Raw genomic sequence first — 23,329 nt, forward strand, 5'->3', positions numbered from 1 at the left:
AATTTTCATAAATTGTCAAGCCGAAATTATTCAATACGGTATAATTCTTAACATTATCAGGGTAGTCATAGAATGGAATGCATTTGGAGCTAATTATGTAGGAGATGAAGGGAGCGAAGAGTTTGTTTCAATAAAAAAGCTCCGAGGCATGTATCACCTCGGAGCTTTTTTATTAACGGATCAGGACCATCTTGCCTGATTTAACAAGGCCGTCAACTTGGAGTGAATAGATATAGACGCCGCTGCTTACCGGTTTGCCGGTCTCGTCTCTGCCGTCCCACTTTATTTCGTACCTGCCGGCCTCGAGCGGTCTGTTCATAAGCGTAGCCACTTTTTTACCCGAAAGGTTATAGACGCTCAACAGCACTTGGCTTCGATTCGGCACCTTAAAAACGATGACGGTTTCCGGATTGAACGGATTGGGATAATTACCCAACAGCTGGAACTCTTGAGGTGTAGATTCTTTCTCTTCGACCACCTCCGTTTTAAGAGCAAGTATGAAATTCACCTGTATCCGATTTGCTCCCAAAGTGATCGGCTTGGCGTCTTCGAAAGATTCTGCGTTGTTATTAAAGATCGATTTATATCCAAAACGTCCCGCCCGCAAAATGTAATTTCCGAACGGCAGGCCGCTTAATTCATAGTTGCCTTGGCTGTCGGTGAGGGCATCCGCAACAGGCTGGCGGCTTTCGTTAAATGCGATAATCCGCGCCCCTGCAATTGGCTCGCCGTCGCCGTCCGTCACGCGGCCGACCACTTGTCCGGTCATTACATTTCTGCCCCCGTCTTCCGGACCATTCCACAGCCATCGATACACGGGCAGCTCGATGTCTTTGAGCAGAGTTGCTTCGGGATAACCGGCACGCACCAGCGTCGCCTCTTCGGGGTCATAGACATTATTATAGTACTCGCCTATTGTCCATATCGAAAAAGCGTAGATTAAAAACTTTGTATTTTCCGGTAGTCCTGATAATATAAAGTTTCCGTTGGTATCGGCAACCGCAGTATAGAACATTTCGGATTGCGGCCATATCTGGGCGCGAATTGCCGGTTGAGCCGTTACAACAGCAATTTCGAACGGGGTCTGCGTTCCCTCCATCAGCACACGGCCTTGTATCATACCTTTGCCGTCGCGTCTGGGCGCAATTTTGACGGCGATTTCGCTTTTTTCGCCGCCGATCACTTTAACCCGCTTGGCCAACTCGACAACCGGTGCATTTTCATAGTACTCGAAAGCGCCGTTCGCATAAACCGAAACATGATAGTCGCCTTCATAGAGCCAATCTATTGCAAAACGACCGTTTTCATCGGTAATTGCCGCCATGCGTCGCCAATAAAAGCGGTGTGCAGCCGCAATGTTGTTACCCCACACCTCGTCTCTTTGGGCAGCGGTAATTTGCACAAGCGCCCTCTGCACCGGCATGCCGGTTAGCGAATCAAAAACGGCTCCGACGATTGCGCCGAAAACAGGTTTCACGGTCAAAGAAAAATCTATGTCGTTCCGCTCCTCTTCTGCTCCCAATACCAGAACATCTGCTTTTTCCTGGCTGTCTTTGTGGTTCCACCACTGTTCGCCGAATTTTTGGTCTTCCCAATAGCTGCAGTAAATCTGATAGCGGCCGCCCGGCAATTGCTTGACGCGATAATAGCCTTCGGAATCCGTAGTGGCCCAGGCCCAGACCGCATTGATCACTCCTTCGGGATTGTCACCGGAAGCCGGTATAATGGAAAGACTTGCACCTACCAAAGGGCGTCCGCTTGTATCGGTAACGCGGCCTGCGATCGAAGAACGGCCGACGATCAGCGGCAGCGTAAAATCCGCCGTTGCCGGTGCCGTTTTGCTCACAAAAATGGGCTGAGCTTCCTCGAATCGCTCCACTCCCGGCCACCAGCGGTAGATATATTGCCATCCGTTCTGCACTCCGACGGAAACGTAATAGCGGCCGTCCGGCAGCTCTTCAACGAGATACCTCCCCTCTTCATCAGTCGAGGCATAAGCATAAATCCATTGATTCGGATCGGCGGACTGCACGCCGATATAGGCGCTGAAAATCGGATTCCCCTCCGTATCTTGGACAATGCCTCTGATGCTGCCGGCTGCTTCCTGAATCGGCACGATAAAATTAATGTCGCCGGTATCCTCACCAATGACAACCCGCACCTTGTCCGCCTCGTCAGGGTTCGTTTTTTGGTTATACCAAAGAGTAAACCACTGCCATTTTGTGCGCGCCTGAAGTTCGACGATATAGTCGCCGCTGCGGAGGCCTTCAATGATGTAATTGCCGTTTTCATCCGTAAGGGCCTTGCCGAAAGTCGGTTCGGTTTCAGGGTCAAAATTGCCTACGGGCGTAGCAGTTAAATACGCTTCTACGACAGGGCGGCCGCTTTCATAGGTTACCCGACCGCTAATCGAGCCGCCGCGTTGCAGACGAAAATTGAAATTTTTGAGCACAACCGAGTCGCCTACGGCAATCTGATCGGCTTCAAGAAAGGAGCTTTTGTTATTATAGTATTGCTGAAGGTAGCCTTGGGCCCACGCGACGAGATAATAGGTGCCCGCTTTGAGTTTCGTCAAAGAATAGTTGCCGTTCTCATCGGTTTCAGCCCATCCGATTTCTCCGCTCACCACTCCGAAAGCACTGACGATTGCGCCGGCAATGCTTTTTCCGGTTGATGCATCCGTAACGCGACCGGTGATGGTCGATTTTCCCTCCTGAATTCGCCGCATGTAAAAATCAATGCCCTCGGTATCACGGTTAGCTGAAACCACTACCGGCAGGGCTAGAATGATATCCGTCGCATCGCGGTAAAAAAGCGGCTCATATCCTTCTGCATAGGCCAGCACATAATAGTTGCCTTCCGGCAGATCGGTGATGCGATAAAGCCCAGACTTATCCACCAAAGAAAGTCCCTTGGCAAAACCTTCCTGATCGGAGGAAAAGTCCGCCGAAAAGGCCTCCACCCAGGCATTCGCCAGAGCTTCAGGTTCTACATTGTATAATCGTCCGCTGATGCTTCCGACGCCCTGGTTCTGAAAAAAACCCAAAAGCTTTGCGTTGGATACGACATTCGTGGAATTGTCGTGGCCGGACTGCATTCGCCGAATCACTTCGGCCTGAAATCTCGCCTTTTGCCAGGCAAGGGAATTCTGCTCGGTCCGCGCCAAAGCACCTATCGACATGAGCAGTAAAAGAAAACTCAAACGAACTTTCATATGGACCTCCGCTCATTAGCGCTTTTTCGGGCAAGTTACAACAAAAATCAAAAAAAGAATATTCGCAAGGCGTTAATCTAAGCGCATTGATTTTAAGTTGCAATTTATTAAATTAATGCTATCACAACAAGTTCCCGAACCAGCCGTCAACCTAGAAAATTTTGAGGGATTATGGCGCTCTACGAAGAGTTCATCCGTACAGGCAACCGTTTGTTCAAACTGCGCGGTTATTTACCGCCCCTTCTGTTCTTTTTGATATTAGCAGGCCTTCCGCTCTTTAATTATCCCGGCAAAACGCAAAAAGAGAATTTAACTTGGGAGGTGGTTTGCGCTTCCATCGCGTTTTTAGGGCTTCTTATCCGCTTTTTTACCATCGGCTTTACGCCGGCAGGCACGTCCGGTACAAACCGCGGAAAGCAGGTGGCCGAATCTCTCAACACCACAGGCTTTTACTCGATCGTGCGGCATCCGCTCTATCTCGGTAATTTTCTCATGTGGTTCGGGTTATTTCTATATTTCCGCACCTGGTGGTTGAGCCTAACGATCGTTTTGATCTTTTGGCTTTATTATGAGCGGATTATGTTCGCGGAAGAAGAATTTCTGCGGGGCAAGTTCGGCCGACAATTTACCGAATGGGCATCCCATACGCGCTCTTTCTTCCCGACTTTTAGTCAATGGCGCAAGCCGGAACTCTCGTTTTCTCTGCGCAAAGCTATTCGTAACGAATACCAGAGCGCTTATTCCTTAGTGGTCAGCTTTAGCCTTGTCAACCTAATGATCGATTCCTATATCAATCGCAGGCTGACTCTCGGCAAATTCTGGCGGACGCTTTTGATTGTCGGCGGTATCCTCTTTCTCGTTCTTCGTACGATCAAGAAAAAAACCAATCTGCTTAAACAGGAAGGACGATGAACCGTCACTCAACGTCCAAAACTTGATATTGTCGTATGATCAAGTCAATGAATAGAAAACGCAGAATTGATTTTGCGGGCATCATTGCGCCGGCGGGACTGACTTTTTTGGTGCTGCTTTGGGTTTCCTGCGGCAAAAAGCCGGAGGCGCAAAAGCCGAGTCAACCGTTTACGCTGCGCTCAGTCGCCGGCTACAAATCCTCTCCTCTCAAAATACAGTTCAGTTATTACAGCGCGCTCTATTGGCATGGCGTACGCAGGCTTGGTATGTGGAACAGCACCCTCGATCCGAAAATGGAACCATGGTACCGACAATTATCGCCCCTTTTGATGGAATGCGGATCGACCAAGGCACTGTTCAACCAACCGCTGCAAAAGTTCCTCTACCATATGCCCGCTTATCTCGATCCTGAAAATCCGGAAGAGCTGCATCAACAGTTCAAAGTGATCCAAGAGTTTGTCGGCACCGGCTCGCTGGATGTGTTTACCCGCAATTATTCGGAGACGAAAAATTGGCAGCGATGGTATTGCGAGCCGTCTCTCCGTCTCCTCAAATCCTCCTATGCCGGACGCGAGGAAGTCGTGATCCGCATCATCGACGTTTGGGATGCCTACATGCGCGAATTATGGCCGCAATATCGTGATGAATACAAGAAAAAGATCTCGTCTATTGACATCGACGATTATCGAAAAGATTTGGAAGCGCTGCGCGTATTCGATTATTGGCAAAAAGCGTTCGAAACGACCTATCCGTACAACGAATTCTTGGTGATGCTCTGTCCGGAAACGCCGGCTTTGGCTGCACGCATCGGGCCTGAAAAGGTCATTCTGGGAGCTCAGCAGGACCGCCTCAGTCTCTATAACGGCTTTGTCCAGGAAGTCGGTATGCGCTATTTCGAGCCTGCCAAATTGGCCGAAGATAAAAACATCAAACCATTACTGCAATCAGACTATACAAATGTAATGAAATTAATTGAAGCCGAAGTCTGTCGCTTGAAAATGGAAAAACTTCCCGATCTGAAGGATGACCCCTATGTCACTGCTTTTCAGATACAAAAGTTGATCAATTTGCGGCCGCAGGTTTTCTTTGACACCACATTTGTCGGCGCCATCCCCAAGCTCTATCAGACCGCCAAGGAAAGATCCTGCTTTTAAAAAAAACGGCGCGTCGTGAACGCGCCGTTTTTCAAAGTTTATTGCATCATATCGAATCCGGAATAACCGTTCTCCTCTTCGCTTCCATTACGCTGCTGACGCTGTTGTTTGTAGTTGTTCAGAATATAGTTCAGCGTAAGACTGACCATCGGCGCTTCGCGCTTGAATCTGTTGTAACGATAAAAATCCGGTCCCTGGGCATAGAATTCAAACTTGCCGGTGCGCAGCAAGTCGTTGACCTGCAGAATCACCTCCAATTTATCGTTGAGAAATCCCCTTCTAACAGCTGCCGAGGCGATGAAAAAGCCTTCCCTCCGGCCTTGAGCCGAGACCGAAGGACTATTGTACATCAAGTTAACCTGCATACGAGTGGATTGGGACAAACGCAGCGTGTTGTTCATCCGCACATTCCAGTTAAAACTGTTGCGCTCAAAATTTTCGCCCCGCATGACGCCCTTGATGGTATAGTCGAAAAGGTTGGCCATCAAGTTGACGTTCCACAGGCGCTTCATATCAAAATTGAGCATGAGTTCTCCGCCGAGCATTTCATCGGTGCCGATGTTGGCCATGGTGGTCAACATGACGTTTTCCGCATAGACGCTCTGAATGCGGTCGATACGGTTTTCCGTAGTGCGATAATAGACCTCAGCCGAGAACAGGTTCCTCCCCAAGCTCTTTTGATAGCTAAGCTCATAAGAGTTGATGTACTCCGGCAATAGCGACGGATTGCCCCTTCGCACGTTATAGGCATCGATCCACACCAGGAAAGGCTCAAGGAAAAAGTCTCGAGGACGTTCGATTCTTCGCGTATAGCTGGCCATCACCTGTTGACCGGCCGGCAGTTCATAGGAAAAATGCAGCGTCGGGAAGTAATCCAAGCGATTGATGGTGTAACGCTCAGCCTGGTCTTTGGAGGCCAGAATGCGATAGGTATATTCACCGCGCAGCCCCGCCTGATAGCCGAGCTTTCCCAGCTTGTTTGCGTACATCAGATATGCGGCATGAATATCGTGGGTAAAATCCATGGCATAGCTGAATTGCGGCGCATACACATACTGCTGCAATGTCGGGGTATACTCATAAAGATCATTTCTCTCCTCCGACCGCGCAATGCGGCTCTGAAGGCCGGCTTCCAGGCGCGCGGCACCTCTCAAAGGCCGCACATAATCTGCCTTGAGACGAAGATCGTTCTGCGGTCCCTTTTCAGTTGCGCGGCGCCCGCTTTCCAGTTCGCCGATGGCATTCAGCAGCTCGTCCTTCGATTCTTCATCACTTGTCTCGTTTTCATAATTCGTCTCAAATGTAAGCTCATGTCCCTGATTGTCGAATTTGTGCTTGAAGCTTAGATTAACCTGTCCGCTCATGCCGCCGCGCTTTTCAAGTCCGGAGCTGGTGTAGCGAAACACATCGACGCCCGGAGTCGTCCACGAGGCATAGTTCGAGGTCTGATTGTTCTTCATCCCGCGATTGCCGAGGCGGATACCGAGCGTAAACAGATCCTGCTTGGTGATGTCCCAATCCAAACCGCCGCGCAGCCCGTAACCGCCGAAATTACGATTGCCGCTGCCGTCGGCAGTGATGAATGAAATCGTATCCGCCGCAAAGGTTTGATTGCGTTGGATCATCGTTCCAGGATTGTAGCGCCGCATATAATTGACGCCGAGATAAACGTTCACCCCGCCGGTTCGGCGGTTGAGAAGAATGTCGCTGCCGTAGCGGTCATTGATGCCTCCATTAAGGCTGATCATGCCGTTGATGCCCTGCAGCGCATTCTTTTTGAGAACCAGGTTGATGATTCCGGCTGTGCCGTCCGGGTCGAACTTGGCCGACGGGTTGGTGATGATTTCGATGTTTTCGATGCTGCTGGCGGGAATCTGCCGCAGCGCATCGGCAGCCTCCATAATCGTCGGCCGCCCGTCGATCAGCAGCCGAAAGTTCGAGCTTCCCCGCAAAGCGACGTTGCCTTCAAGATCCACCGTGACGGACGGAACATTTTCCAGCACATCGATCGCCGTTCCGGAGGCGGCCGTATACTGCTTGCTGACGTTGATGACCTTTTTGTCGATCTGATATTCGATGGGCGCCTTTTCCGCCGTCGTCTCCACGCCTTGGAGCATGATCACGGCCTGCATCAGCTCGATTTTACCGAGATCGATTTCCGGACTGTTCGATGCGACGCGGATATTCGGCAGCACTTTTTCATAGTAGCCGATGAATTTGACGTGCAGCTCATAGTTGCCGGGCTTGACATTGTTCAGCAGAAACGTACCGTCTTTGCGGCTGACCGTACCGTCTACCTGTTGTCCGCCGTTTGCGGTCATTAGCACGACGTTGGCATACTCGATCGGAACGGCCAACAAGGAATCCATGATTACACCCTTGATTACCGCCCCTTTTGCCGCTGCAGGCGGAGCCGGCATTTCCGGTGCGGGGGAGGCTTTTGTAATGACGGGTCCCAATAGAGTTAACGCCAGTGCTAATTTATAGATTACTTTTGCCGTTTTCATAATTTAAACTCCCTTTAATTGTAAAATTCACCCTTAAAAACGGAAGAGCCGAAATGAATGTTCGTCATTAAAAGCAAACAACTTGCACAATCGGCAATCCTTCATCACGTTTGAAAAATACGATTGAAATCGATAAATTGATTCATGAGCACAAGAGGCATCGTTTTCGACATTCAAAGATTTTCGCTCCATGACGGCCCTGGAATTCGGACGACAGTTTTTCTCAAAGGTTGTCCATTGCATTGCACCTGGTGCAGCAACCCCGAATCCCAGTCACCCTCGCCTCAATTAGCATTTGCCGAGCACAAGTGCTCGCACTGTCTGGCCTGCGTTGGCGAATGTCCGCATGGGGCTCATGTTACGGTTCGGGGAAAGCATCTTTGGGACGTCGACCGCTGTAAACGCTGCTTTGCCTGCATAGAGGCTTGCCCAAACGGAGCATTGCGGCGAATCGGAAAAGAGCTTTCGGTTGAACAAGTCATGGACGTTGTCAAGCGTGACTTTCCTTATTACGAAAAATCCGGCGGCGGCATAACGCTTTCCGGCGGCGAGCCGCTGATGCAGGCGCAGTTTGCCGAAGCGCTGCTCCGCTCTGCTCGCCGGCTCGGCATAAACACAGCCGTTGAGACGGCCGGAATAATGCATGATCCTCTTGTACAAATTGCCGATGCGGTAGACCTTTTCTTATTAGATTACAAAGCATCGGAAGAGATGCAACACCTAAATCATGTCGGAACTTCCCTTTCGCGGGTATTGGAAGGGCTTGAACGTTTGGCAACGATTGGAGCAAGAATACGGCTGCGCTGTCCCATTATTCCGAGCCTCAATGACACCGATGCGCATTTTTACCGCATTGCCGAGCTTTGCAGGGACTACGCCTGCATAGAAGCCGTCGACGTCCTGCCCTATCATGATTACGGCAGATCAAAAGCCAAAGAGATCGGAAAATCCTGGCCGCTTGTACAGACAAGCGTCGATGAAGAAACGGCAGCAAGGTGGATTGCCCGCATGGCCGCATTGGGCTGTCGAAACGTCGGCCTTGGATGAGCAGGAATCCTTACAGATAACTCGAATTTTTTTCGAATAAATTTGTAAAACCAGGCATTGCATGACACTTGAACACGCCGTCGATATTACCTTTGCGGCGAAAAACCGCGCAGAAAAAATTGCGCAACAAATTTTCGAGTTCACCCGCACCTATCTGGCGTTTAGTGAGGACGCTCCGCTTGAACGGGAACTCGCCTGCCTGCACGCTCAATATCCTGCCGTATTACTACCGCCGCAGTCCGGGGATCGGTTCGTCGGCCGCGTGCTGCATGCGCCGGTCGGCTTTTCGCCGCAGATGGGCAACGGTTTCGGCTATTACCTGAAAGAAGAGGAATTCCTTGCTTTGCTGCGCGAACCGGAGCTTTCTGAGGAACTGCGTTTTCGATTGACGGTTGTACTTGAATTTTGGCGGGAAAATCATACCGCTGCCAAAACGCGGCGAGCCTACTCGGGCGAACTAGCCAAACTCCTGCCCAGCGACAATTGGAACGGCGAATCGGGCATTGCTTTCCCTTTGTACCGCATGGCAGGTTCGACGTTGGATTACGCGAAATTGATGCGACTCGGCATCGGCGGCCTGCGTCGCGAGCTGGAGGAGCATATGCGGCGCAAACCTGCAGGGGCTGCGCTCTATCGTGGACTCATCGGCAGCATCAACCTGCTCGCCGAGGTCTGCCTTTGGTATGCTGAAAAAGCGCAGCAGTCCGATTTGCCCGCCGAGGTGCGCGCCGAGCTCGTCAGCTGCCTCCTGCACATTTCAGAAAAACCGCCGGAAACTCTGCATCAAGGACTCCAGCTGTTTTGGCTTTATGCTCTGCTCTCCGGCAATGCCAACTATGGCCGCTTTGATCGAACTTTTACCGATTTATTTGCTGCAGACACCGCGGCGGGCGTAACCGAAGAGAATGTCATTGAGCTGCTGAGCTCTCTCTGGCGCCTGATGGCCGAGCGCGAGGGCGGCGTTTGGATGTTCGACTCGCGCGTGATCATCGGCGGCAAAGATCGCCCGAATGAAGCGGCTGCAGATCGTTTCGCCCTCTTGTGCATTGAGACCACTCGGCGCATGCGCTTGATTATGCCGCAATTGTCGCTGCGCTTTTTTAATGGCCAGAACCCGCTGCTCTATCAACTTGCGCTCGACTGCATTTCCGGCAATAACCCTTACCCGATTCTTTATAACGACGACGTGAACATTCCGGCCGTTGCCGCGGCCTTTACTGTATCGGAAGACGAAGCGACGAACTATGTGCCGTTCGGTTGCGGCGAATATGTGATCGAGCATAAAAGTTTCGGCACGCCGAGCGGCGTCATCAATCTTTTGCAGGCTCTTCTCGTGACGCTGAATCACGGCATCGACCCCACGCGGCGGATTCCCATGGGAATCCCTGCCGATGAGCTGCCGAAAATTGACACCTTTGATTCACTTTGGGATGCTTATCGGCGCCAAGTGGAGCGGCATGTTGAAGCTCTGGCCGAACAGGAAGCGCTCGAATATCGCGTTGCCGCGCAAACGGCGCCTTTCCTCTTTTTTACGCTGCTTATGGACGATTGTCTTGAACGCGGCAAGGCGCTTTTCGACGGCGGCCTTCGATATTTAGGGGGCACATTGGAAACGTACGGCAACAGCAACACGGCCGACAGCCTGACGGCAATTCGGAAATTCGTGTTCCGAGAAAAACGTTTTTCGCTTGCTCAACTGCAAAAGATGCTTGAAACAAATTTTGTCGGTTATGCCCGAGAGAGACGACTTTTAGCGGAGGCGCCCAAATACGGCAACGATTTAATGGAAGCAGATGAAATGCTTGTTGCGGTAGATCGTCACGTTTTTACAACTACCCGCAATCAGGCACAGCGTGTGGGGCTTCATTCATACCTGGTGGTCGTCATTAACAACAATGCCAATACGGTCATGGGGAGATACACGGCGGCTTCGCCGGACGGTCGTCTTGCCTTTACGCCTATGAACAATGGTAACGCGCCGTCGAGCGGCGCTGACACGCACGGCATAACCGCCTTTCTCAACTCGATCGTCAAGCCGCCGGTCGATTTGCACGCCGGGGCGGTGCAGAATATCAAGCTGTCGCGTGAACTGTTCGCGCGCAATCGCCGCCAGGTGGAACAATTGCTCGAGGTTTACTGGGAACAGGGAGGCGCGCAGGCGATGCTCAACGTCGTAGGCCGCAACGAACTCGAAGAGGCGCTCGTTCATCCCGAAAAATATGCCAACCTCATTGTCCGCGTCGGCGGCTACAGCGCCCGCTTTATCGACTTGGCACCGGACATTCAGCAGGAAATTCTTGCACGAACTCTTTATTGAGGCAAGTCATGAAAATTTTTGTAGTTCTTTTTGCTCTTTCAGGTATTGTCGTCGCCGGAGAAAACGAATTTTTTCACTGGTTCGAAGACAAAACGCTGCGCGTCGATTACGTTCACTGTGGTGACGGCCGAGAAGAAGAGATCGGCCTGGCGGCGCTCATCGAAGAGGGAGCCTGGCCGGGCCGAACCGCGAGATTGACCGAAACGCTCGATCTCGGTCAGTATTGCGTGCAGGTGTATGATCAGGAAAGCGGTCAGCTCCTTTATGCACACGGTTTTTGCTCGGTATTCGGCGAATGGCAGACTACGGAAGAAGCCCTAAACGGACTACGGCGAGCCATGCATGAATCGGTGCGCATTCCGTTCCCGCGCAGGCCGGTGCGGCTGGAATTACTAAAGCGGAATCGCCGCAACGAGTTTATGCCGCTGTGGTCGCTGACCATTGATCCCGCCTCTACCGATATTCGTCGCGAGCTTCCTGTCGCCGGCCGCGTCCGCAATCTGATAATCAACGGGGATCCCAAGCATAAGGTGGATTTAGTGATTCTCGGCGACGGTTACCGACGCAACGAGACGGCCAAGCTGCGTCGCGATGCGCACCGATTCGTCGATGTCCTGTTTTCGGTTCAGCCGTTCAAAGAACGCCGTTCCGATTTTAACGTTCGCCTTATCGAAACGCCTTCGCAAGATTCAGGAATCGACGATCCTCGTTCGGGCGTCTGGAAACGAACAACTCTCGGCTGCCGCTACAACACGTTCAACGTCCAGCGCTACGTTCTTTGTCCGGACAATCAGGCCCTTCTCGACATCGCCGCAGCTGCACCTTATGACGCCATTTATGTGCTCATCAACTCGTCTCAGTACGGCGGAGGCGGTATTTTTAATCAATTCGCCGTGTGCTATGCAGGCGGAAAAACAAAGGAGCCGGAATGGTGGGCCGAGTATGTGTTTGTCCATGAATTCGGCCATTCCTTTGCCGGCCTGGCCGATGAGTATTATAATTCGGAAGTTGCTTACAATGACCTTTATCCCCTTGATGTCGAACCTTTGGAGCCGAACATAACGACGCTGAACAATGACGGCAGCTGCAAATGGCGTAACCTGCTTTCCCCGAACGTTCCGGTCCCCACGCCTTGGAACAAGAGTGCGTTCGATTCTCTCGCCCGGTTGCCGGTGAGAGAAAAAGACCCGAAAAGGCGTGCGGAACTGCAAGAGCAGCTTGATGCAATACTCAACGATCCTAATCTCACCGGAGTTGTCGGTTGTTTCGAAGGTGCAGGGTATGCCTCTACCGGAATTTACCGACCGGCATTGAATTGCCGTATGTTCAGCAAATCCCAAACAGATTTTTGTCCTGTTTGCCGACAAGCGATTTTGCAAATGATAGATTTAACCTGCGGAAGATAAAAGGAGCTAATTGACCTTTTCGTGGGGAAGCGTCACCAGCGAGTGCGAATTTTGATGCCTCGCATCGGCATAGGCTCTGCATGGCCGCTCGATGCGGTCGAATTCCAATCCCCGATACTCCTCATGTTGTGACAGGGGCAGGCGAATGGTAAAGCAGGCGCCGCCCGATTCTGCGTTTGCGGCTTGAATGCTGCCGCCGTGTTTTTCGATGATGTCGCGGCAGATTGCCAATCCCAGGCCGTGCCCGTTTGCCTTATCCGTAAATGGTTCTGCAAACAGGCGCTGCAGCTTTTCCGGCGAAAATCCTGGGCCGTTATCCTGGATGGTTAAAAGGATGCATCTTTCGCAGGCATCGATCCGGGTTGAGAGGAAAATTTGGGCGTCCTGGCGTGCCTCAACGGCGTTTTTGCAGAGGTTGAACAAAACCTGACTCAGCAAGCGTGGGTCAAGCCGCAACAGGGGCAGATTAGGCTGCAGCTGACAGAGAAATTTGACGCCGGAGCGCTGATAAATCGGCTTGATATACTCAATAAAGTCCTTAACGACATCATTAATACTCATCATTTCAAAAGCCGGCTGCATCATGCAGCTGCACATTAGGCCGCCGGTCAGCGGTGTGATCCGCATCAAAAGTTGCTGTGCCTTGAGTATCCTCTCTTGTATTTCGCCGGTTTCTCCGTCATTGTTGAGCAAATCCAATGCAAGCTCAAGGTTGGCGTTCACAGCAGCGACGAAATTATTAATTTCGTGACCGATTTTCGCTGCAGCAACGCCTTTATCCCCGGCCGATTGCATTTGCCGGGTAGGTTGAGTTATGTTCTTCTGATTATCCTTCGCTTTTGTAACCGACCGTTGACGGTTGCGAATGGTTCTGGCGGATAATTCGGCAAATGCATTCATTTGATCTGCCAAGCCGCGCTCAAAAGGCAGGGGCAGACAATCAATCAGATACAAAAGACCGATACATTCCTTATCGCAGCATAACGGAATCCACAGACATGGGCGGACACCCTCAGGAGTTGTCCGATCTGTTTGCACCCATTTACGATAACGAACGCATTCTTTGGCAGCGGCAAAGTCGAAAAGCTCCGCTTTCGGTGTAAAGGTCTCTCCCGCCCGAGTGGCGGCGTACGCAACTGTATATTTTTTTCCCCCCTCATCTTTGAGGAAAAGAATAACGTCCTCAGCCTGCAAAAATTCCATTGCCCTGAAGGTAATTCTCTTCAGGAGCATAGAGAGGCTATTGGTATTGGGCAAATAGAAACTGTTCGAATTCGAATTGTTCATGTGCATTGGCTGCAGGAGCAAACTGTTCTTTTGATGCAAGACAGCAAATTTAAAAGCTGCGTCGTTTATATTTATTTGCAATCATTATGCCTTATTTTATTGATTAAAGCTAAATTTAGCTTAAAAATAGCGCCAAGGAAACTCCAAAGTGTTTACATCAAGTTTTCTGATTCAAATATTTGTTTCATTATTGTATTTCAGTTTCAACTTTGTTATATTAGCATACTAAATTTTTAATTTTTCTTCATCGTTCAAAGGGCATATTAATCTTGCGTTTTCAAAATATTAAAGTTATTATTCCGTGCCTGCTTTTTCAGCAAGTTTTTCTCTAAATTTATCATCATTAGTCAAGTCGTCATAGTGTTTTTTGACAAATTCAAGGAAATGACCCTAATTTGTTTAGCGTATTGAGGGTCTTAAATTATGAAAAACGATATTTCGTGCATCACTCGATATATCGTGTCTAATTTTTAATTATTTTATTCAGCAAATATAAATATCGTTTTTCCTGCAATTTCTTAAGTTACTTTTTTTCAATATGTTATAACATCTTCTCATTCGATGGATTTAGAAATGATCAGTTTGGCATTAGCATTGCTAAAGTATTTAACCGAGAGCAATCAACAAGGGTTCAGGAGGCTTCGGTTGATTTTTTAAAGGTGTCAATTTGGAGCCGAAAACTTTAAACTAAAAAAGAAGGAGAGACGACCATGTTGCAGCTCAGAAACTTGTTTGTGAAGGAAGAGGGCCAGACGCTGTCTGAGTACGCCTTGGTTCTGGTGTTGATCGCCGTTGTTGCCATTGCCGCGGTTACGCTGCTCGGCAACCAGATCAGCCAGGTTCTGAACGACATCGCTGCCGCCCTGTAAGAGCCGAAAAGGAACAGGATCATTAAACTAAAAGGAAGGGGTATAAGCCATGTTGAAGAGCCTGTTTGTTCGTGAGGAAGGGCAGACGCTGTCCGAGTACGCGTTGATTCTGGTACTGATCGCCGTTGTTGCCATTGCCGCGGTTACGCTGCTCGGCAACCAGATCAGCCAGGTTTTGAACGACATTGCAGCTGCCCTGTAAGAGTTCCCTCCTACCCCATCCGTGTCCGCCCAAGTGCGGGCGCGGATGGGCAGGAGCCTACAAATGCAAAAACGGAAGAATTTGCTCAACAAAAGCAGGAAAGCGAACGAGCGAAGCCGTAAGGTGTTACATATGAATTCGGGTGGAGGTTAAAGTATGTTTGCGGCTTTTACAGCATGAGCGTAAATTCTTCCGCTTCTCAGCTTCTTATCTCTCCATCCCTTATCTTTCAATCCCCATAACAACCCTCGCGCTTCGCCGTTTTGGTCTATCGGTTTGATGATAGATGCTTTCATTCGCATTTTCAGAAAAAGAGCAATTTTTGATCTTTATGATTTGTAAGTCGAAAAAATCTGTTCTGAAAATTGGACATTCCTTTGTCTAAATTATCGGACATGCGCCGTCCAAGAATTACGACAAGCAAAAAGGACAATTTTGCATAAGGAGAGATGAAACCATGCAATCGTTATGGAAAAATCTGAAAGCAAGATGCGCTGTTTCCTTGATGTCGTTTCGGCTGCATCGGCGGAATGAAAAAGCACAGACATTGGGCGAGTATGGTCTTCTTCTGCTTTTAATTGCTTTGATTGCGATTGTCGGCTTGATGTTGATCGGCAATACAAATTCGGACCTCATTACCAGTATTGCAAATGCACTCTAAGCAATAAAACAGACAAAAAGTTTATATTGCAATATTAAAATATTCAATTTATATTCTTTTAAACAGCATTATTTTTTAGAAACTTATGCTTCTCATTACGCCGGTTCTCATTACTATTCCGATATTGACGGCCGCATATTTCGATTATTGTGAACGCCGGATACCCAACGCTATCACTTTACCGTTGTTCACTGCGGGATTGGTTCTTCAAGGAATCTTTTGCGGAATGAACGGTCTATTCAATTCTATTTTGGGAGCGATTGTGGGAGGCGGCCTTTTTATGTTGCTCTATTATTTCGATGCAATGGGTGCCGGTGACGTGAAATTGGGAGCCGCAGTCGGCTGTTGGCTGGGCATTCGCTTTGCTGCATTTGCACTGTTTTATACTATACTATTAGGCGGTCTCATGGCCATTGTTCAATTATCCTTTAAAAGAGGCCGGAAAAATTCGATGAAAACGAAATCGATTGATTCAAAAACAAGCGATGAGACGTCGATTTTTGAAGGCAAGTGTGAACCTAATGCAGCGACTCTCCCATATGGAATCGCCATATCGGGAGGCGTTTTTGCTCTTTTCATAAAAATTTTATGGGAAACCAGGCCATGAACAGATTGCGTAAAATTATTCGAGGCACAAAAGGCCAATCCGTGGTCGAATTTGCTCTTGTTGTGCCGATTCTTATGCTCATTATGGTCGCCATCTTTGAATTCGGCCGCATGTGGATGACCATGAACGTCATCACCAGTGCGGCGTACGAGGGAGCACGGGTAGCGGCGATAACGGCGCCTTCAGTTTCCCAAGCGACGGCGGCGGCTCAGAATGTACTCAATGCTGCACGCATTACCGGCGCCGTCATCACCATCAGCGGACCGAATGCCAATGGCGAAGTATCCTGCCAAGTAAGATTGAACTATGTTCCGCTCACACAGGGCATAATACCCGGATTCGGGCCTCGAGTACTTTCGCAAACCGCCACCATGCATTGGGAAAATTAAGGCAGCGGAGATGGTTGCATGCGCTTTTTCCAGCAAAAGATCCTCATCCCTTTAGCATTGGTGCTCAGTTTGTTTACCACCGTGCTGGTTATGCGCTTTATTCAAAAACAACAAGAGGCGGCACAAAAACCAAAGGTTGTGCTTACCTCGGCGGTGGTAGCGACAATGGATTTGGCCCCGGGAACCAAAATCACCCCGCAAAATGTCAAGGTCGCGGAATTTCCGGCCGAACTGGTTCCGATGGGTTCTTTCAGCGACCCGGCCGTTTTGAACGATCGCGTCGTAAAGACCTCCATTTTTACTGGCGAAATTATTTTGGAGGGTAAACTGGCGCCGCTCGGTTCAAGCGGCGGGGTCTCCGGTCTCATTCCTCTCGGCATGCGGGCCATGTCGGTTGCCATCGATCCGGTTTCCGGAGTCAGCGGGTTCATCTTCCCCAACTCGCGGGTCGATGTACTGGTCACAGTCTCCTCATCGATGGAAAAAGAAGCCGCCGCGACCAAAATCATCCTTGAGGATGTTCTGGTATTGGCAATTGATCAGCGGTTCGGACAAAGCGGCGGCGAAGCTCCTGCCGAAGGTCAGCACGCTACTCTCCTGGTGACTCCCGAGCAGGCGGAAAAACTGGCGCTGGCGGAAACGGAAGGTAGAATTCGGCTGGCGCTGCGGAATTCCGCCGATCACGACCAGGCTGCTACCCCAGGGGTCCGTCTCGGTCAGCTGATGCCTGCCGGCTATTTTGCTTCTACCGGCGGCAGCCTCAAAACGTCAGAACCGAGTTCCCCACCGGCAGCCAAACCCCCGGCACCTTCACCTTCATCCTCTGCAAAGCAGTCCCCTTCTAATACATCTGCCAAAGTAGAACCTGTCGTTGCCGGAAAAACAGTGGAGATTCTCTACGCAAATAAGCGGGAACGGATCACCTTCGGTGCGGATTAATAGGACTTTAATCAGCCGGTCATTACTACGGGAGCAGAAGCAGCATGGTTGGTCATCGACATTGCATCGGCATCTTGAGGGTTTTCGCAGCAGCGCTCCTACTCCCTTTATTCAGTTTAGGCGCGCAAGTTCAATCGCAGACCGTCACCGTAACCGTCGGTCAATCATTGATATTGGATTTTCCGACTTCCATTAAACGGATATCGTTGGCCAATCCTGAACTCATCGAGGCAACTGTGGTTTCACCTCGCCAGGTGCTCATAAACGGTAAAGCTTTGGGAAGCACCAGCGTCATTGTTTGGGATGAGGGTGAAATTTATAAAATTTATAAAGTGATGGTTGCTGAGCCCAGCTCGGGCAAGCAAATCATGTTGTATGTGCGGTTTGCCGAAGTAGATCGTAAAGCGCTGCGTGAATTCGGCATCAATATCTGGGCAAAGAACATTAAAACCTCGCAATCAGCCGGCAGTTCGGCAGATGTCGGCATATTTTCCGGCAAAGTCAATACGCCGAATGATCCTTTTATCTTGAATGAAATGGTGGATCTGTTTTTCAAAGTTCCGCAAAACAATATTTCCTCCATCATTCGTGCATTGGAAGAGAGGAACTTGCTCAAAACTTTGGCAAAACCGACCTTAAGTGCCATTGATAACGGTGAGGCCAGCTTTCTTGCCGGCGGTGAAGTGCCCGTGCCGGTTGTTTCAGGTTCTGGAATAATGCAGAGTGTTACCATTACCTATAAAGAATTCGGCATCAAGCTTAAATTTCAGCCTCATATTATCGATTCTTCTTTGATCAAAATCAAAGTTAATGCCGAAGTCAGTTCTTTGGATTATGAAAATGGCGTCATTTTAAGCGGTTTCAGAATTCCGGCACTTACAACCCGTCGCGCAGAAACAACAGTTGAATTAGCGGAGGGCAAGTTTCTTATCATTGGGGGGTTATTGAATCGTGAAACGACGGAAAAAATTTCAGGGTTGCCCTTTATCAGCAAAATACCGGTTCTGGGTACTCTGTTCGGGAGCCGCAGATATCAAAACAAAGAAACGGAATTGCTGATTCTTCTTTCGCCGGAAATTGCCCGACCGGTTGACAGAGAAGGGTTGCCCGCAAAAATTCGCAGCATTAAAAATTAAACGGGAGGGCATCATGTTGGGGAAATTTTGGAAAAGCCAAAACGGCAATACCATGGTTATTGTCGCTGCCTCGGTATTTGCGATCGCAGTTTTTGCGGCGATGGCTATGGATATCGGCTACATCCTGGTAGCCGACAAGCAGCTGCAGAGGGCGGTGGACGCTGCCGCCTTGGCAGGCGCCGCCAAATTAATCTACGGAACAAATGAAGCTCGAGACGAAGCCGTCAACATTGCGGCCAAGAATACCTGCATGGGCCAGCCGGTTCAACTGACAACCGGTCAGGTGACGTTTCCGACTCCAACGCAAATACGTGTCCAAACTGAGCGTAGCTTTAATACATTTTTCCTTCGTGTCGTCAATTTTCCCAGAAAGACTCTGCGCGCTGAAGCGACGGCGCAGATCTTTTACATCAAAGGTACGAGCGGATTGGCTCCGTTTTGTGTACCGAACGGCTTGTGGCGAAACGGCGATCGAGTTGTTCTGAAATCCGGCGGCAGCGGAGAAACAGGAATTTTCCCCTGCTGGCGTTACCCGGTCGACTTTCCACCGATCAACCGCGGCAATCCCGTAACCGGAGCAGCTGCTTTTCGAGACAATCTCATCAACGGCTGTCCCTCATACGTCGAAGTAGGCGATATCCTGCAGATCGAACCCGGAAATATGGACGGACCGACTTCCTCCGCCGTCAATGATATCATCAAACAGGACAAAGATGCTCAGTGGGTAAACGGACGCGTGATCAACTCGATGTTTCCCGGTTACACCAGTCCAAGAATCCTGATCGTGCCGATGTACGATCCGAACAACCCTCCGGAAGGAGGACGAGGCAATGTGCAGGTCAACGCCCTCGGAGCCTTTTTTCTGGAAGGCATGTCGGGCAAAGACGTCATCGGTGTGTTTATGGACATTATTATAAATGGTACGCGCGGAGAAGAATATTCCCTATTACATAAGGTGAGCCTTATCAGGTAATTGGGTACAAAGAGGAGAGGGATGATATTATGTTGGGGATCAGATTCTGCCGGGATGAACGGGGAAACGTTGTTATGTTTACTGCTTTCGCCATGCTGAGTTTTCTACTGTTTGCGGCGATGGCAACGGATATCGGATACATTTTAGTGGCCGACAAGCAACTGCAAGGTGCTGTGGATGCGGCGTCTTTGGCAGGAGCCGCAGCGCTGCTGCAAGGCCAAACGGAGGCGCGGAACGCTGCAATTCGTTATGCTGCTCTGAACACATGCGCCGGCCAGCCGGTGATCATAACTGCCGAAGACGTGAGCTTTCCCACTAACACACGTATACGTGTGCAGGCCAGACGGACTGTGAATACGTTTTTTCTACGTTTGGCCGGTAGGCCGCAAAAGTTGTTGACCGCTGAGGCAACGGCGGAGATGTTTTCCATCAAAGGGGTTACCGGCATGGCGCCGTTCTGCGTGCCGAACGGCTTGTGGCAAAACGGCGATCGTGTGGTGCTAAAGTCCGGTGCCAAGGGAGAGAGCGGCATTTCTCCCTGCTGGCGATATCCGGTCGACTTTCCTCCGGTCAACCGCGGCAATCCCGTAACCGGAGCCTCTGCTTATCTAAACAATCTCATGTACGGTACCTCCTCATATGTTGAAATCGGCGACATCCTCCAAATCGAACCTGGAAACATGGACGGACCTACTGCTGCCGGCGTCAACGAGATCATCAAGAAGGACCCGTTGGCCATCTGGTCGAACGGACGTGTAGTGAATTCGAGTTTCCCAGGCTACTCAAGCCCTAGAATCCTAATCGTGCCGATGTACGATCCTAACAGACCTCCATCAGGCGGCCGCGGCAACGTGCAGGTCAATGCCATCGGCGCCTTTTTCCTTGAAGGCATATCGGGCAAAGGCGACGTGAACGGCGTGTTTATGAACATTTTGATCAACGGTACGCGCAACGACGGCAATAATTACTCTATGCTGCGCAAAATTGTGCGTATCGGTTAAAACCATCTTTTAGGACAGTTGCAGGCACAATGGATTCCGTCAAAATACTTGTTATCGACCGTGACGAGCGTTCACGAACCCAGCTGGTCAATCTGCTCTCCTCTCGCAGCGGGTACGATGTCAAATCGGAGAGCAGCTGGGGTGAGGCGTTGTTCGAGAGCCTTCCGGTTTATGCGCCGGACATTATTATCATCAATCTGGTGCCGGAAGAGGGCGCCGGCTTGAGGCTGGCGGAAAAGATTATGCGGCTGCAGGCGGAGAGGCAGCCGTACATGATCATTACCTCGCCGCAGCTGCGGCCCGAACTGATCCGCAGCGCCATTCGCATCGGCATCAAGGATTTCCTTTCGCAGCCCTACGACGCCGAGGAGATCAATTCGGTCATCCAATCGGCCGTTAAATTTCATGAAGAACTCGAACGCCAGATTAGCGGCAAAGGACGCATTTTCAGCTTTTTCGGCGCTAAAGGCGGGGTAGGCTGTACGACGCTTTCGGTCAATGTCGGCGTGGTGTGCGCTCAGGAATTGCCGGAATCCAAGGTTCTGTTGATCGATCTGAATCTGCAGTCCGGACATGACGCGCTGTTTCTGAACCTGCGCAGCAAATATTCTCTCTTTGATGTAGTTCAAAATATCGAAAAGTTGGACATCGACATTCTGCTCAAAACGTTGCCTCGGCATGCATCCGGACTATACCTCCTCCCCGGCCTTTTCCGCATCGAAGAAGCCGAAATGGTGACGGCTCAACAGGTCGGCAGCCTATTGGAAGTTCTTAATACAAATTTTGAGCTTATTTTAATCGATAATCATCCCTTCTTTAATGATATTTCTCTGAAAGCTTTGGATGCTTCGGACAAGATCCTTTTGATTTCCACGCTCGATTTGCCGACGATCTATAACAGCAAGCGGTGCTTGGAGCTATTTAATAAGTTGAATTATCCGCAGGACAAAATACTAGTCGTTCTCAATCGCTATGAACATTACGCCGGTCTGAATCCAGCAGAGATGGAAAAAGTTCTGCATTGGCCGGTGTTCGGACGGGTAACGGAGCACGATATCGGCGTGGTGACGGCGTGCGTCAATCACGGCGTGCCGATTGTGCTCAAGTCGCCCAATTGCAAGATGAGCGAAGATTTGGTCGATATTGCGCTGCAACTGATTGGAAAGGAAAGGGAGATCAAGGTAAAACCGCAGCAAAAGCCAGGACTTTTTTCAGGTATTTTTAAGCGTCAAGGGTAAAGTACTATGGGACTTTTGGAAAGAATTCGTCAAATAACGCCTACGGCGCCTACGCCTACGCCTTCACCTTCGCCTCCCAAACCTGCACCGCAGCCGCAAACGGCGCCGCCAACTCCCAAACCGCCGACAGTCAGCGCCGTTAGGCCGGTTCCGGAAACCGTGCGGCAACAGCAGGTTCGCGCAGCCGCGCAGTCTATCGATCTAAAGGAAAAAATTCATCTTCGTCTGATAGACCGATTGGATTTAGCCAAACTCGACAACATCCCGCGGGAGCAGCTGCATCAGCAAGTGCGCGAGGTGATCGAGCGATTGTTGGCGGAAGAGCAGGACATTGGACCGGACATCAACACCAATCAATTGATCGAAGAGGTTCTCAACGAAACGTTCGGTCTGGGTCCATTAGAGCCGCTGTTAAAGGATCCTACTATTTCGGATATTTTGGTGAATACTTCGCGGCAGGTTTATGTAGAGCGGTTCGGTAAGCTTGAAAAAGTCACGGTCGGTTTTAAAGATGATGCGCATTTGATGTATATCATCGACCGCATCGTATCCAGCGTTGGTCGTCATATCGACGAAGCCAGCCCGATGGTTGACGCGCGCTTGCCCGACGGCTCGCGCGTCAACGCCATCATTCCGCCGCTCGCCATCGATGGTCCGATGCTCTCGATCCGAAAATTCGGCACCAAAAAGCTGTCTGTTGATGATCTGCTGCGCTTGGAGAGCTTGACGCCGGGCATGGCCCAGATGCTGCAGGCGGCGGTAAAGGTGCGCCTAAACATTCTGATTTCCGGCGGTACGGGTTCCGGTAAAACCACCCTTCTCAATGTTCTGTCCAGCTTTATCCCCAACACCGAGCGCATCATTACCGTCGAAGACGCGGCGGAATTACAGCTGCAGCAGGAACATGTGGTTCGGCTGGAAACTCGGCCGCCGAACTTGGAAAACAAGGGAGCCGTAGAACAGCGCGACCTTATCCGCAACGCGCTGCGTATGCGGCCGGACCGGATCATCGTCGGCGAGGTGCGCGGCGCCGAAGCGCTCGACATGCTGCAGGCCATGAACACGGGACATGACGGTTCGATCGCCACCCTGCACGCCAACTCGCCGCGCGACGCCTTGCGGCGCTTGGAGACCATGATCCTGATGGCAGGCTTGAACTTGACCGATAAGGCGATGCGCGAGCAGATCGCCTCGGCGATTCACATCGTCGTTCAGGCTTCGCGTTTGAGCGACGGAAGCCGCAAGATTGTCAAGATTGCCGAAGTCACCGGCATGGAAGGCGATACCGTTTCCATGCAGGATATTTTCGCATTCGAGAAATTGGGCGTTCGCGAAGACGGCAAAGTCATCGGTGCGTTCCGCACCACCGGCATCCGGCCGCGGTTTGCCGAACAGCTGGAGGCCTCCGGTATTCGCCTCCCGGCCAACATTTTCGAACCCAAGCTGGAGTATTGTTTGCGGGAGTAACCA

General features: G+C 50.5%; 19 protein-coding genes. 16 read left to right on the forward strand and 3 right to left on the reverse strand.

Annotated features, from left to right (window positions below):
- Positions 1–199: hypothetical protein (locus tag ONB24_11720; GenBank protein ID MDZ7316784.1), on the forward strand; the 199-nt coding region annotated here is incomplete at its 5' end.
- Here ONB24_11720 and ONB24_11725 read toward each other — a convergent pair.
- Positions 173–3,214, reverse strand: a complete 3,042-nt coding sequence (locus ONB24_11725; GenBank protein ID MDZ7316785.1) for a carboxypeptidase regulatory-like domain-containing protein — start codon at positions 3,212–3,214, stop codon at positions 173–175. The two genes, ONB24_11720 and ONB24_11725, sit on opposite strands and share 27 nt — an antisense overlap.
- A gap of 171 nt (positions 3,215–3,385) precedes the next feature.
- Between ONB24_11725 and ONB24_11730 the strand changes: the two genes are divergently transcribed.
- Complete coding sequence (locus ONB24_11730; GenBank protein MDZ7316786.1) at positions 3,386–4,126, forward strand: isoprenylcysteine carboxylmethyltransferase family protein; 741 nt, start codon at positions 3,386–3,388, stop codon at positions 4,124–4,126.
- Between the two features lie 47 nt (positions 4,127–4,173).
- Complete coding sequence (locus tag ONB24_11735; protein ID MDZ7316787.1) at positions 4,174–5,280, forward strand: hypothetical protein; 1,107 nt, start codon at positions 4,174–4,176, stop codon at positions 5,278–5,280.
- Positions 5,281–5,318: 38 nt separating this feature from the next.
- On the opposite strand, the gene ONB24_11740 is transcribed toward ONB24_11735, so the two are convergent.
- Complete coding sequence (locus tag ONB24_11740; protein MDZ7316788.1) at positions 5,319–7,787, reverse strand: TonB-dependent receptor; 2,469 nt, start codon at positions 7,785–7,787, stop codon at positions 5,319–5,321.
- Between the two features lie 144 nt (positions 7,788–7,931).
- On the opposite strand from ONB24_11740, the gene ONB24_11745 reads away from it, so the two are divergent.
- The 3 genes from ONB24_11745 (at position 7,932) to ONB24_11755 (ending at position 12,557) form a co-directional block, all read left to right on the forward strand.
- Positions 7,932–8,834 (forward strand): glycyl-radical enzyme activating protein, encoded by a 903-nt coding sequence (locus ONB24_11745; GenBank protein ID MDZ7316789.1) that lies wholly within the window; start codon positions 7,932–7,934, stop codon positions 8,832–8,834.
- A 61-nt stretch (positions 8,835–8,895) separates the two neighbouring features.
- Positions 8,896–11,151 carry a hypothetical protein gene (locus ONB24_11750; protein ID MDZ7316790.1) on the forward strand — a complete coding sequence of 752 codons (2,256 nt, stop codon included), beginning with the start codon at positions 8,896–8,898 and terminating at the stop codon, positions 11,149–11,151.
- Between the two features lie 8 nt (positions 11,152–11,159).
- On the forward strand, positions 11,160–12,557 hold the full coding sequence (locus ONB24_11755; GenBank protein MDZ7316791.1) for an IgA Peptidase M64: 1,398 nt from the start codon (positions 11,160–11,162) through the stop codon (positions 12,555–12,557).
- Between the two features lie 6 nt (positions 12,558–12,563).
- On the opposite strand, the gene ONB24_11760 is transcribed toward ONB24_11755, so the two are convergent.
- A complete protein-coding gene (locus tag ONB24_11760) occupies positions 12,564–13,790 on the reverse strand; it encodes a HAMP domain-containing histidine kinase (GenBank protein ID MDZ7316792.1) in 1,227 nt (408 codons plus the stop codon).
- Between the two features lie 764 nt (positions 13,791–14,554).
- Here ONB24_11760 and ONB24_11765 point away from each other — a divergent pair.
- The 10 genes from ONB24_11765 to ONB24_11810 all read left to right on the forward strand — a co-directional run bounded on the left by ONB24_11765 (position 14,555) and on the right by ONB24_11810 (position 23,326).
- Positions 14,555–14,713: a Flp family type IVb pilin gene (locus ONB24_11765; GenBank protein ID MDZ7316793.1), complete on the forward strand. Its 159-nt coding sequence runs from the start codon at positions 14,555–14,557 to the stop codon at positions 14,711–14,713.
- A 49-nt stretch (positions 14,714–14,762) separates the two neighbouring features.
- Positions 14,763–14,915, forward strand: a complete 153-nt coding sequence (locus ONB24_11770) for a Flp family type IVb pilin (protein ID MDZ7316794.1) — start codon at positions 14,763–14,765, stop codon at positions 14,913–14,915.
- Positions 14,916–15,661: 746 nt separating this feature from the next.
- Positions 15,662–16,183 carry an A24 family peptidase gene (locus tag ONB24_11775; GenBank protein MDZ7316795.1) on the forward strand — a complete coding sequence of 174 codons (522 nt, stop codon included), beginning with the start codon at positions 15,662–15,664 and terminating at the stop codon, positions 16,181–16,183.
- A complete protein-coding gene (locus ONB24_11780) occupies positions 16,180–16,572 on the forward strand; it encodes a pilus assembly protein (protein MDZ7316796.1) in 393 nt (130 codons plus the stop codon). The genes ONB24_11775 and ONB24_11780 overlap by 4 nt, the downstream gene beginning before the upstream one ends.
- Positions 16,573–16,590: 18 nt before the next feature.
- A complete protein-coding gene (gene cpaB / locus ONB24_11785; protein MDZ7316797.1) occupies positions 16,591–17,511 on the forward strand; it encodes a Flp pilus assembly protein CpaB in 921 nt (306 codons plus the stop codon).
- 44 nt (positions 17,512–17,555) lie between these two features.
- Positions 17,556–18,647 carry a pilus assembly protein N-terminal domain-containing protein gene (locus tag ONB24_11790; protein ID MDZ7316798.1) on the forward strand — a complete coding sequence of 364 codons (1,092 nt, stop codon included), beginning with the start codon at positions 17,556–17,558 and terminating at the stop codon, positions 18,645–18,647.
- A 13-nt stretch (positions 18,648–18,660) separates the two neighbouring features.
- Positions 18,661–19,620: a pilus assembly protein TadG-related protein gene (locus ONB24_11795; GenBank protein MDZ7316799.1), complete on the forward strand. Its 960-nt coding sequence runs from the start codon at positions 18,661–18,663 to the stop codon at positions 19,618–19,620.
- 74 nt (positions 19,621–19,694) lie between these two features.
- Positions 19,695–20,621, forward strand: coding sequence for a pilus assembly protein TadG-related protein (locus ONB24_11800; GenBank protein MDZ7316800.1), 927 nt, complete (start codon positions 19,695–19,697; stop codon positions 20,619–20,621).
- Between the two features lie 29 nt (positions 20,622–20,650).
- Positions 20,651–21,859 carry an AAA family ATPase gene (locus tag ONB24_11805; GenBank protein ID MDZ7316801.1) on the forward strand — a complete coding sequence of 403 codons (1,209 nt, stop codon included), beginning with the start codon at positions 20,651–20,653 and terminating at the stop codon, positions 21,857–21,859.
- A 6-nt stretch (positions 21,860–21,865) separates the two neighbouring features.
- Complete coding sequence (locus ONB24_11810) at positions 21,866–23,326, forward strand: CpaF family protein (GenBank protein MDZ7316802.1); 1,461 nt, start codon at positions 21,866–21,868, stop codon at positions 23,324–23,326.
- Positions 23,327–23,329: the final 3 nt, after the last annotated feature.

The sequence above is a fragment of the candidate division KSB1 bacterium genome (assembly GCA_034505495.1).
Classification (GTDB): Bacteria; Zhuqueibacterota; Zhuqueibacteria; order Residuimicrobiales; family Krinioviventaceae; genus Fontimicrobium_A.

Excerpts from the sequence above, each read along its gene's own strand:
- ONB24_11745 (MDZ7316789.1), top strand. The coding sequence starts at position 7,932 with ATGAGCACAAGAGGCATCGTTTTCGACATTCAAAGATTTTCGCTCCAT.
- ONB24_11800 (MDZ7316800.1), top strand. The coding sequence starts at position 19,695 with ATGTTTACTGCTTTCGCCATGCTGAGTTTTCTACTGTTTGCGGCGATG.
- ONB24_11790 (MDZ7316798.1), top strand. The coding sequence starts at position 17,556 with ATGGTTGGTCATCGACATTGCATCGGCATCTTGAGGGTTTTCGCAGCA.
- ONB24_11740 (MDZ7316788.1), bottom strand. The coding sequence starts at position 7,787 with ATGAAAACGGCAAAAGTAATCTATAAATTAGCACTGGCGTTAACTCTA.
- ONB24_11725 (MDZ7316785.1), bottom strand. The coding sequence starts at position 3,214 with ATGAAAGTTCGTTTGAGTTTTCTTTTACTGCTCATGTCGATAGGTGCT.
- ONB24_11765 (MDZ7316793.1), top strand. The coding sequence starts at position 14,555 with ATGTTGCAGCTCAGAAACTTGTTTGTGAAGGAAGAGGGCCAGACGCTG.
- ONB24_11795 (MDZ7316799.1), top strand. The coding sequence starts at position 18,661 with ATGTTGGGGAAATTTTGGAAAAGCCAAAACGGCAATACCATGGTTATT.
- ONB24_11760 (MDZ7316792.1), bottom strand. The coding sequence starts at position 13,790 with ATGCTCCTGAAGAGAATTACCTTCAGGGCAATGGAATTTTTGCAGGCT.
- ONB24_11730 (MDZ7316786.1), top strand. The coding sequence starts at position 3,386 with ATGGCGCTCTACGAAGAGTTCATCCGTACAGGCAACCGTTTGTTCAAA.
- ONB24_11750 (MDZ7316790.1), top strand. The coding sequence starts at position 8,896 with ATGACACTTGAACACGCCGTCGATATTACCTTTGCGGCGAAAAACCGC.
- ONB24_11770 (MDZ7316794.1), top strand. The coding sequence starts at position 14,763 with ATGTTGAAGAGCCTGTTTGTTCGTGAGGAAGGGCAGACGCTGTCCGAG.
- ONB24_11810 (MDZ7316802.1), top strand. The coding sequence starts at position 21,866 with ATGGGACTTTTGGAAAGAATTCGTCAAATAACGCCTACGGCGCCTACG.
- ONB24_11780 (MDZ7316796.1), top strand. The coding sequence starts at position 16,180 with ATGAACAGATTGCGTAAAATTATTCGAGGCACAAAAGGCCAATCCGTG.
- cpaB (MDZ7316797.1), top strand. The coding sequence starts at position 16,591 with ATGCGCTTTTTCCAGCAAAAGATCCTCATCCCTTTAGCATTGGTGCTC.
- ONB24_11805 (MDZ7316801.1), top strand. The coding sequence starts at position 20,651 with ATGGATTCCGTCAAAATACTTGTTATCGACCGTGACGAGCGTTCACGA.
- ONB24_11755 (MDZ7316791.1), top strand. The coding sequence starts at position 11,160 with ATGAAAATTTTTGTAGTTCTTTTTGCTCTTTCAGGTATTGTCGTCGCC.
- ONB24_11735 (MDZ7316787.1), top strand. The coding sequence starts at position 4,174 with ATGAATAGAAAACGCAGAATTGATTTTGCGGGCATCATTGCGCCGGCG.
- ONB24_11775 (MDZ7316795.1), top strand. The coding sequence starts at position 15,662 with ATGCTTCTCATTACGCCGGTTCTCATTACTATTCCGATATTGACGGCC.